The sequence below is a fragment of the Candidatus Cloacimonadota bacterium genome (assembly GCA_034661015.1).
GTDB lineage: Bacteria > Cloacimonadota > Cloacimonadia > JGIOTU-2 > JGIOTU-2 > JAYEKN01.
Map to the genome: position 1 here is coordinate 1 of JAYEKN010000138.1, position 3,430 is coordinate 3,430.

At 35.2% G+C, this 3,430-nt stretch carries 2 protein-coding genes and 1 pseudogene; all 3 read left to right on the forward strand.

Annotation, left to right across the window (positions count from 1 at the left end; all coding sequences use genetic code 11):
- A partial coding sequence (locus tag U9P79_05585; protein MEA2104095.1) for an outer membrane protein transport protein occupies nt 1-389 on the forward strand: 389 nt, incomplete at its 5' end.
- Between the two features lie 463 nt (nt 390-852).
- Nucleotides 853-2,493: an alpha-glucan family phosphorylase gene (glgP, locus tag U9P79_05590; protein MEA2104096.1), complete on the forward strand. Its 1,641-nt coding sequence runs from the start codon at nt 853-855 to the stop codon at nt 2,491-2,493.
- 417 nt (nt 2,494-2,910) lie between these two features.
- Nucleotides 2,911-3,099: pseudogene (locus tag U9P79_05595) on the forward strand (tyrosine-type recombinase/integrase).
- The last annotated feature ends 331 nt before the right edge of the window (nt 3,100-3,430 follow it).

A 3,430-nucleotide genomic window follows, 5' to 3' on the forward strand; every position in this document is an offset into this window, starting at 1 on the left:
AATTTATTCAAAAATACAAAAATGAAGATTGGGCTGTTCCTCCTTTCAACCTTTCCGAAAGTGTTATGAAACTTAACTGGGAAGATTGCACCCAAATTCGTCTTGGTGCCGAATTCAAACCTTGTGATAAATATGCATACAGATTAGGATATTATTACGATCCTGCTCCCGCACCGGATGAAACTCTTAACATTCTTTTCCCATCTATGACAAATAATGTTTTCACCGGTGGATTCGGTTACAAAACCGAAAAATTGAATGTAGATTTTGGAATTGAATACTTGATGGGTGAAGAAAGAGATGTAACTACGGCTACTGCCGACAATATGCCGGGTAAACACCAGATGGATATCTTGGCTTTTAGCTTGGGCTTCGGCTATAATTTCTAATAAATAGTATTTTAAAAAAAATAAAATTTACCCCAATCTGATTTCAGGTTGGGGTTTTTTTTATTGAGTAAAACCTTGCGAATGGTCGGAGACCTTCGCAATGGTTGAAAGTAAATTCACCAAAATCTCACCATTGCGGAGAATTGTAAATCGAACATCCTTGTTCGTTATGTAAACGCACCATTATGGAGAATTGTAAAGCGAACATCCTTGTTCGTTATATAAACGCACCATTACGGAGGTTGCGGATAACAAATCCCGGCGGATAACAAACCCCGTAGGAAAGAAACCATCCGTAAGGTGCTTGAGAAATAATGAAGGAATGCGAATCTGCAAGGCAAAGGATGACATTTTACTCCAAAATTATTTTAAAATTGTTCCGAGCATACTTGACATGAAAAATTGGATTTTCCATTTACGATTTTTCATATAAATTATAAAAGCAAAAAACAGTGAGGTGTTTATGAATTTCAAGGTTGCATATTTTAGTGCTGAAATCGGATTGTCGGAAAATATCCCAACTTATTGTGGGGGATTGGGAGTTCTCGCTGGGGATCATGTAAAAGCAGCCGCGGACATGGAAGTTCCACTTTGTGCGATAACATTGTTATACAAAGAGGGGTATATAAAGCAGCAGATTGATGAAGACGGAAATCAGCGAGGTATATTTCCAGACTTTGATCCCGAACCGATGTTAGAAAAATTACCAAATAAAATTTCAATAGAAATTGAAGCCAGACAGGTTTGGATTCAAATTTGGAAATTCACCCAAAAGGGAGAAACCGGATTTGAAGTGCCTGTTTATTTTTTGGATACTGATATTGAACAATACAAAAACGAAGACAGGGAAATTACTCATCGTTTATATGGAGGAGATAACGATATGAGGCTGTTGCAGGAAGCCATTCTTGGTTTTGGAGGAATGGAGCTGCTGAAGGAGCTGGGAGTTCAAAATAGTATCGAAGTTTTTCATTTGAACGAAGGGCATTGCGCATTCCTCACTCTCGATCTTCTGAAGAAATATAATAGAAACGTTTCCGAAGTAAGAAAAAGATGCGTGTTTACTACACATACTCCGGTTCCAGCCGGACATGACAGATTTGAATTAAACCGTTGCAGATTTTTTCTCGGAAATCAAATTCCACAAGATGGAATTCTAAATAAAATCGCAGAATATGGCGTTTTGAATATGTCCAAACTTGGTTTATTCCTGAGCAGAAATGCAAATGGTGTATCGAGGCTTCACGGACAGGTTGCCCAAAAACAATTTCCAAATTACAAGATCGGTTATATTACAAACGGCGTATATCATCCCAGTTGGCTCGGAAATGAATTTCAAAATCTTTATAACGACAAATTTCCCGAATGGAAGAAAAAACCGGAAACAGTATTGAATATTGATCAAATCTCTGATGAAGAAATTCTTAATACTCACAAAAGGCAGAAAAGTCATTTATTAAATTATGTCAATGCTTTCACTCGCAAAGGTTTAACTGAAGATGTGCTAACAATCGGCTTTGCCAGAAGAATGGCGGGTTACAAAAGAGCGAAATTGATTTTTAATAATTTGGACAAGCTTATCCAATCGGTAGGTGGAAAAATTCAAATTATCTATTCCGGCAAAGCTCATCCCAATGATGAGATTGGCAAAAGATTGATCCGCGAAATTGTGCAGATATCCAAAATAAAACCCGGAAATATCAAGATCGCTTTTGTGGAAAATTATAATATCTGGCTTGGAAAATTACTAACTTCCGGTGTAGATATTTGGCTGAATACTCCGCTTCGACCCAATGAAGCATGCGGAACAAGTGGCATGAAAGCTGCTCTGAACGGTGTTCTGAATCTATCAATTCGGGACGGATGGTGGGATGAAGGATGCAAAAATGGTATTAACGGTTGGGCTTTTGGAGATCCGGAAAATCCGAATGATGTGCTCGATGCCGAAGATTTGTATCGTATTCTTCAAAATGAAGTTATCCCCTTATTTTATGATGATAAAACAAAATGGGTTAAAATGATGAGAGAAGCGATAAAAACCAGTGTAGATTTCACTGCAAAAAGAATGATGAAAGATTATCTCGATAAAGTCTATAAAATTTGATACTGTTTATTTTCGATGGAATATTTCCCCAAAATGGAGTGATTCTTTTGAAAAAAAATGAGATGATTTTTGAACAAAATATTTCGCTTAATTTGACAAAATATATCTTCAACCGAAAATATATGTTTAAAATTTTGTGGGAAAGGATGAGATATGCAGTTCTGGACGAGAAAAATTTATATTGATAGTTCAAGACGCATTATATTGAGTTTTCCATATAATGAATTAACAAACTCTCTGATAAAAAAAATTGATGATAGAAGCTGGTCTTCTTCCATAAAATCATGGCATATTCCTTATGAAGAGAATGATATTAATACTTTGAACAAAAGACTTAAAGGGAAACTTGATATTCCAAAAAATAAAGAGAGAAAACTTCTGGTTGTTTTGAGTAAAGAAGATGTTAAGAAAATAATAAAAAAAGTATGTGTTCACTCATTGAGACACAGTTTCGCTACACATTTATTAGAAGGAGGTGAAGATTTGAGATATATTCAAAAACTGTTGGGACATAAGAATATCAAAACCACAGAAATCTATACTCACATTACAGAATCTGGAATCTCTAAGATTAAGAGCCCTTTGGATGAAATTAATTTTGATTAGAAACGGTAATGGCGTGATAACTCCATGTCTGGAGTTATCACGCCATAAAATATGGTAACTATAGGTTAGTTATACGCCATAAAATATTTGGCGTGGATACTAATGTTAAGTGCAATAAGAAATAATAGACAAAAGAACGAGTATATTTTTAGAAGTAAATTATGAATCCCGTAGGATGACTATCCAACGGGATGAATATTGAGATTGCAGAGGGAAATAATAAATGAGCAAAACAGTTTTAGATAAAAGAATAATTTCACTCATTGAGCAAATGCAAAAACTTATTCAAACTGCAATAATCGAATATTCTGAAGAAGTTGACCAAATTATT